Annotated in this window: 10 protein-coding genes and 1 pseudogene; 2 read left to right on the top strand and 9 right to left on the bottom strand. The window is 40.4% G+C overall.

All coding sequences use genetic code 11. The features are described from left to right. Positions 1-240 precede the first annotated feature (240 nt). Positions 241-528, top strand: coding sequence for a SymE family type I addiction module toxin (locus ACIPUA_RS04925; RefSeq protein ID WP_080750940.1), 288 nt, complete (start codon positions 241-243; stop codon positions 526-528). Positions 529-564: 36 nt separating this feature from the next. On the opposite strand, the gene ACIPUA_RS04920 is transcribed toward ACIPUA_RS04925, so the two are convergent. Beyond that, positions 565-900, bottom strand: coding sequence for a DUF6572 domain-containing protein (locus ACIPUA_RS04920; RefSeq protein WP_042848794.1), 336 nt, complete (start codon positions 898-900; stop codon positions 565-567). Between the two features lie 9 nt (positions 901-909). Further along, a complete protein-coding gene (locus ACIPUA_RS04915) occupies positions 910-1,287 on the bottom strand; it encodes a hypothetical protein (protein ID WP_449059345.1) in 378 nt (125 codons plus the stop codon). Between the two features lie 299 nt (positions 1,288-1,586). On the opposite strand from ACIPUA_RS04915, the pseudogene ACIPUA_RS04910 reads away from it, so the two are divergent. Continuing rightward, positions 1,587-1,700 (top strand): annotated as a pseudogene (locus tag ACIPUA_RS04910) (SymE family type I addiction module toxin); the annotation flags it as partial. A 13-nt stretch (positions 1,701-1,713) separates the two neighbouring features. On the opposite strand, the gene ACIPUA_RS04905 reads toward ACIPUA_RS04910, so the two are convergent. The 7 genes from ACIPUA_RS04905 to ACIPUA_RS04875 form a co-directional block, all read right to left on the bottom strand. Next, positions 1,714-2,091, bottom strand: coding sequence for a hypothetical protein (locus tag ACIPUA_RS04905; RefSeq protein WP_042848796.1), 378 nt, complete (start codon positions 2,089-2,091; stop codon positions 1,714-1,716). Further along, complete coding sequence (locus ACIPUA_RS04900; protein WP_042848797.1) at positions 2,088-2,456, bottom strand: hypothetical protein; 369 nt, start codon at positions 2,454-2,456, stop codon at positions 2,088-2,090. The genes ACIPUA_RS04905 and ACIPUA_RS04900 overlap by 4 nt, the downstream gene beginning before the upstream one ends. Further along, the gene (locus ACIPUA_RS04895; protein WP_449059344.1) at positions 2,438-2,653 is read right to left on the bottom strand and encodes a hypothetical protein; all 216 of its coding nucleotides are present in this window, start codon (positions 2,651-2,653) and stop codon (positions 2,438-2,440) included. Before ACIPUA_RS04895 ends, ACIPUA_RS04900 begins: the two co-directional genes overlap by 19 nt. Positions 2,654-2,825: 172 nt before the next feature. Continuing rightward, the gene (locus tag ACIPUA_RS04890; protein ID WP_449059343.1) at positions 2,826-3,107 is read right to left on the bottom strand and encodes a hypothetical protein; all 282 of its coding nucleotides are present in this window, start codon (positions 3,105-3,107) and stop codon (positions 2,826-2,828) included. A 95-nt stretch (positions 3,108-3,202) separates the two neighbouring features. After that, positions 3,203-3,949 carry a polymorphic toxin type 24 domain-containing protein gene (locus ACIPUA_RS04885; protein ID WP_449059342.1) on the bottom strand — a complete coding sequence of 249 codons (747 nt, stop codon included), beginning with the start codon at positions 3,947-3,949 and terminating at the stop codon, positions 3,203-3,205. Positions 3,950-4,396: 447 nt separating this feature from the next. Further along, complete coding sequence (locus ACIPUA_RS04880) at positions 4,397-4,621, bottom strand: hypothetical protein (RefSeq protein WP_042848792.1); 225 nt, start codon at positions 4,619-4,621, stop codon at positions 4,397-4,399. Continuing rightward, positions 4,618-5,740 (bottom strand): VENN motif pre-toxin domain-containing protein (locus ACIPUA_RS04875; RefSeq protein WP_449059341.1); only part of this gene is annotated, 1,123 nt, incomplete at its 5' end. The genes ACIPUA_RS04880 and ACIPUA_RS04875, both read right to left, overlap by 4 nt.

Below are 5,740 nucleotides of genomic sequence, written 5' to 3'. Positions count from 1 at the left end.
TTTTTCATGAGCATTGTCTGTATCTCGGCTTAATTCGCTGACATCTTGTTTCTGATTGTCTTTATCGCGAATAACAATGTTACCCTCCGATACCGCAGCATGCGTGGTATTGCTGTCTTTCCCTTTGTTATTCACATTGGTCAGCAGTGAACCCACCACTTTAAAGCGCCCATTGCTCTCATGTTTTACACGATGGACTCAAAAATCATGTAAATAGCTAAAAAACCCAAAGGGAAAGATATGATTGGTTATTTTTTAGATTTGGCGAGAGATGATTGGTGTGACGGGGGAGTAGTCACAGTGGCTAGAGACGATTGTAAAGTAAAAACCCAGGCAGCTAAAGAACAGGCGGTAAAATCAAGACAGTATACAGTGGGTTACTTGCCCAACCGACAGCGCCCGAACCCCAGCCCGCAACTGACATTCAGCGGTAAGTGGTTGAGTGAGCTAGGATTTACGGTGGGTAGCAACGTCACTCTCACCCGCCAAGCCGGACAGTTGATTATCCGGCTGGCTGAAGGGGAGTAGAATAAATTAAAAAAGCTCTCAGCTCAGTGTTGGGAGCTATTCACTATCTACTTCATATCTTAATGATGTATTAATGTTAATCAGTACATCTTTCACTGTTTCCAGAAATTCAATACACTCAGTGGGTATTTCATATAGAAAGAATATTTCTATCAAAAAATTATTAATTCCTTTAGATTCAGGAAACGCTTCATAAACCTCTTTACTTTCAATAAAACGAATATAACTATTAATCTTTTCTTGCAGTAAATATAAATGTTCAAGTGTATCGTCATTCCAACTTAGATGATCAGTTATACCAAGCCGAACAAGCTCTGTATTCTCTTTTGGTATACCAATCATATCTACTTTATTTGCATCTACTATTGACATTTATCCCCTCTATTTTTCTTTTTCTGGTCTAACAACTTCAACTTTGGTGGGAGGTAATTTTGTTCCTCCCTCAAAGCCCGGCTTACCCTCACCGACTATAACTCCACCACTTTTCTCTAGTTCAGGGTAACCTATTTTTTGCTTATCAGTTAGAGGAGCTGTTTGTGAGCTTTTACATTCAACGCAGTTTATTACTCCATCCTTATCTTTGCCTATCATATCAACTCGAACCTTAGTTCCACTTTCAGTTTTTATTGTAATTTCTCTTTGGGATATTACGTTTTCTTGTTGGTATTTTTCATAATGTTTTTGTTCAAATTCCTTACCTTTTTCATTATTTTTTTGAACGCTTGTTGGAGGATTCGGTGATTGAACTTTCGTTTTCACGCCATGTTCAAAGGTATAATAACCACCATTATTACTGTAAATGGTGTTTCCCGATGTATCTGATTTACCTGTACACGATGGACTCAAAAATCATGTAAATAGCTAAAAGCCCAAAGAGCAAGATATGATTGGTTATTTTTTAGATTTGGCGAGAGATGATTGGTGTGACGGGGGAGTAGTCACAATGGCTAGAGACGAGTGTAAAGTAAAAAACACCGACAGCTAAAGAACAGGCGGTAAAATCAAGACAGTATACAGTGGGGTACTTGCCCAACCGATAGCGCCCGAACCCCAGCCCACAGCTGATAATCAGTGGTAAGTGGCTGAATGAGATCGGGTTTACTGTAGGAAGTCACTTTACCCTCACTCGCCAAGCCGGACAGATGATCATCCAGCTGGCTGAGGGGGAGTAAAACAGCATCAATATCATGTATAGCGTTCTTTAAGCCTCATCATAGAGCGCTCTATTGTTTCTTTATTTTCTGGGTGTTCAGCTATATAACTATCCGTTATGACCTGCATTAACTCAACAAATTTCTGAGGTGAAAGCGTCGAACTTTCATAGTCACCAAGGATAAAACAAGCACCATCAAACTCGCTTGGATCATCTAAATCTTGATCTAATACATATTCTAACCCTTCAGAGACAACACAGCCTATTCCTCTTGATGCATCATAAATAAATTGTTGAAAGTTCATTTTTTGTTCTTTATACATCACTTCTAATACGCAATATAAATCCCCAGCCCCATCATTTATGAGGCGTTGTTCTACTTTTTTTAACCAAGCTAAACTATCTATCATTTACTGTTCCTTGGAGGCATTGTAATGAAAGCATTACTGACTTGCCCTGTTTTAGTATCTTTAGTCACTCTAAACCAATAACCATCTACTTTGACGTCATGAAGATTCTTTGAAGGGTTCGCTTTAAAGTAATCTTCTGACTGCTTTGCAGCTTGGTTTGACATGTTTGTAACTTTTGCATCAGATAATATTTTAGGGTCATAAGTTGTTTTAGATTCAGCTTTCTTATAACCAATAACTTTTCCTGCATTTGGACCATTACCTGTAATTGCTGGTAGCTGATGTTTATATTCAATTAATCCAGGATAATTTTTATCTGTTGTTTTCAAATTAATTTTAGCTCCTGTTATTTCAACAGATTCCAAGAAGGCATCTTGCTTATGAGCACCTGATATTCCGGTTTTTTCGCATTCAAAACAACTAGTTGAGTATTATGCTCAGTAATCTTAGATGTGAAATTTTCAGGAATTACCTTGCTAATTTCTGGGTTATTATTTGTTTTAGATTGAGTTTGTTCACTTGTATTATTTTTCTTTCCTTGAAGAACTTTCGCAAGCACCATTCCTGTTGCTGCCTTAGCAAGATCTTCCGCTGTCGCTCCGTTATCGACAAGTTTAAGAATAGCATTTACATCGATAGGCGCTATTACTCCACCAAGAGTATTATCTTTAAGGATCTTTTCTTGGATCTTTTCATCACTCAGTCCTTGAGCTTTCCAATCAGCGATGAGTTCACTACTTCTGATAGCATTTAAATAATGGGTTATTTATTTGTCCTGCTACTGTCCAGTCACTACCTGACAAACGGTAAATATCACCAATCCAATCAAATCCTGTGTCACTGAGTTTTTCACCTTGCTCTATCCCCAACAGCATTGCCGTAGTATATTCAGTAACAAGGTAGTTAAACTCTTCTTTACTTAACTGACCTGATTGATATAGGCCAACAAGTTTTTCACCTGCGGCTTTTTCTTGATTTCGGTATTCGTTGCGAACATTTCGTTCACAACCCACCACTTTAAAGCGCCCATTGCTCTCATGTTTTACACAATGGACTCAAAAATCATGTAAATAGCTAAAAACCCAAAAGGCAAGATATGATTGGCTATTTTTTAGATTTGGCGAACGCCTAAGAGAAGAGCATACCGATGATTGGCATGACGGGGAGTAGCTACACCTCCGTGAGCCGCTCCAGTAACGTCAACTCGTTTCAAAATCATACCGTTAGAGTCATAGGTCGCATAGCTTGTAATATTCCCTTGGTTATCAGCTCGATAAACAGTACCGTTTTTAGGTCCATTTTCAATTTGGAACCTTCCACTTACTTGTTGAGCCCTTTCTAAAGGACCACCTGCAAGGCTAGTCGCGTTTCGAGGTGGTCTCTGGTGATTATTACCTGTATTTTGTGGTGGCTGAGAGCTATTTTCTGAATCTTTTTGTTTTCCACCTTTATTACCACTTCCCTTAATCCCAGCAACCGATATTCCCGCGCCCGGCACTGCGCCACCAATTCCAATATTTTCACCCGCTTCTTTGGCGAGCAATGCTCCTTTAGCCGTTATCGATAATGAATCATAAATCGCTTGGGCACTTTGTGCATTTTCCGCTTTCACAAAATTAACAAGTTGAGCACGATCTTCACTACTCAAATCATCAACAAGGGCAGCCCATTTCAGACCGTCAGCAACATCAATACCGCCATTTAAATCAGACCACGCACCGATAGCATCAAACGAATCCCCATTTTTAACTTCAGCAACAGTTTTATCTCTGTTGTACTCACTGATTTTGCCGTATTTAGCATAAATGCCTTTTTTATCTGCGCCGGTTCTATCCGCTTCTTCAAGTTCTCTCACCATATCAATGACATTTTGAGAGCTCAGATAGTTATTCTCAACAACAACTCATTCCATTGCGATTTAGCCAGATAAAAACATAACTCAGTCAGTTAAAAGCCGACTTCTCCAGTGCATTTTTACCATCAGAGACGATTTTCCCGACGTGCGTTTTATAGCTCTGTCGCTGATTTAGGTAGGAATAAAAACACAGATAGCTCAAAAATAAGTGGTCAAAACTAGTCAATATTCAGTAGGTTACTTACCGAATAGTGGTAAAGCCAACCCCAGCCCGCAACTGATTGCTATGGGTAATTTATTGAATTGTATGGTATTTTAGACGGTTAACCACTACACCCTCACTCGCCAAGCCGGACAGTTGATTATCCGATTGGCTGAGGAGTGAGGTAGATAAAAGAGATCCCAGTGTGGCGCTGGTTTTTTTTATAAAAACAATAGGGTTTTATTTAACTATTTTTTCTTTAAAAAACTAGACAGCCAAATACCTATAGCTCCTATGCTTCCACCAACAATGCTCATCTTCATTATTCCCCATATTTCAGCTGAGTCTAGGCTAAAATCAGTTCCTTTAATTATGGTGAGTATAAAATTAATTACAGCGATAGAAATAATACTAGCAACAAATACACCAGCGATTAATAGCAGCAAGAAGACAAATAAAAATTTCAATTTCATTTTTCATTGCCTTCTTTTAGCTTATCATTGATTTTACTATTAGTATTTTCAGTAACGACAGAACTAGTAATATTACCAGCGACCCCAGGTAATTCGGCAGGTGATAGATCTTTTGATAAGCCTAATTGCCCTTTATTTGCGCCACCTTGTAACTTCGGATTATATTTAGGATCAAAACCATCGGAGACCCAATATCCCCACTTATTAGTACCTAGCTTAATTAACTTGCCTGCTCCATAGCCAACCCCGGAACTAAGCCCTGATGTCAGCCCACCTTCTAATGGATCCTCATCTTTCAGTACACTTGATGTTGCGCCACCTAATCCATTGATTCCCACCGTTCCAACTAAACCTGTGTTAGCTGTAAACCCACCGACATAGGAAGCAATAAGAACGTCATCTGGATTGATATTACCAGTCAATATGTACTGAATACCTGCATTCGAGGTTCCACCTATAACCGCTGTCATCTGCATTCCACCCGGCAAATAGACTAAACCGCCTGCTGCTAACACTTTTGCATAAGCTCTGTTCATCGCCATACCGCGACGACAAGATTCTGAAGCAGGATTATCAGCGCACGACATCACATCTTTTCCGTGCTCTTGAACATATTGGGTATGTGTTATTTCATTTCCACCGAATAAGTTATTCTCAACCGTGGTCTTCCCTGCCTCGGCGGCATTGCCTGCGCTCGATGTATCGCCACCCACTAATCCGCCGGCTATCCCCGCTGCCAAACTCGCAAAGGCGCTCACTGTCGCTTTTTCGTCTTCCGTCAGCTCACCGACCGTTTTACCGTACAGTTCTACCGACAGCATCCCCATCGCTTCACCCGTCATGGCTCCCAGCGATTGTGCCCCTGCATTTTCACCTTTTGCCAGCGCTAATGCAACATTCGCAATACCATGGGCCGCTAAACGCCCTGCTTTATTTTCCTCTCCAATATTCTTGGCTATCTGATTGGCAATATACGGTGCACTCGCATTCGCCACCGCTTTATTCACATCACCACTCACCAAACCTTGGATTAACGCCGTCCCTGACTCCACGATACGGCGATTATCACCACCAACGCCCCATTCTGACCCTTGAACCGCTTTCTCTATACGGTCATTT

It is taken from the genome of Providencia sp. AGC89 (assembly GCF_053543535.1).
Note: the sequence above shows the minus strand (reverse complement) of the source record. Positions and strands in the feature narration are given on the sequence as shown.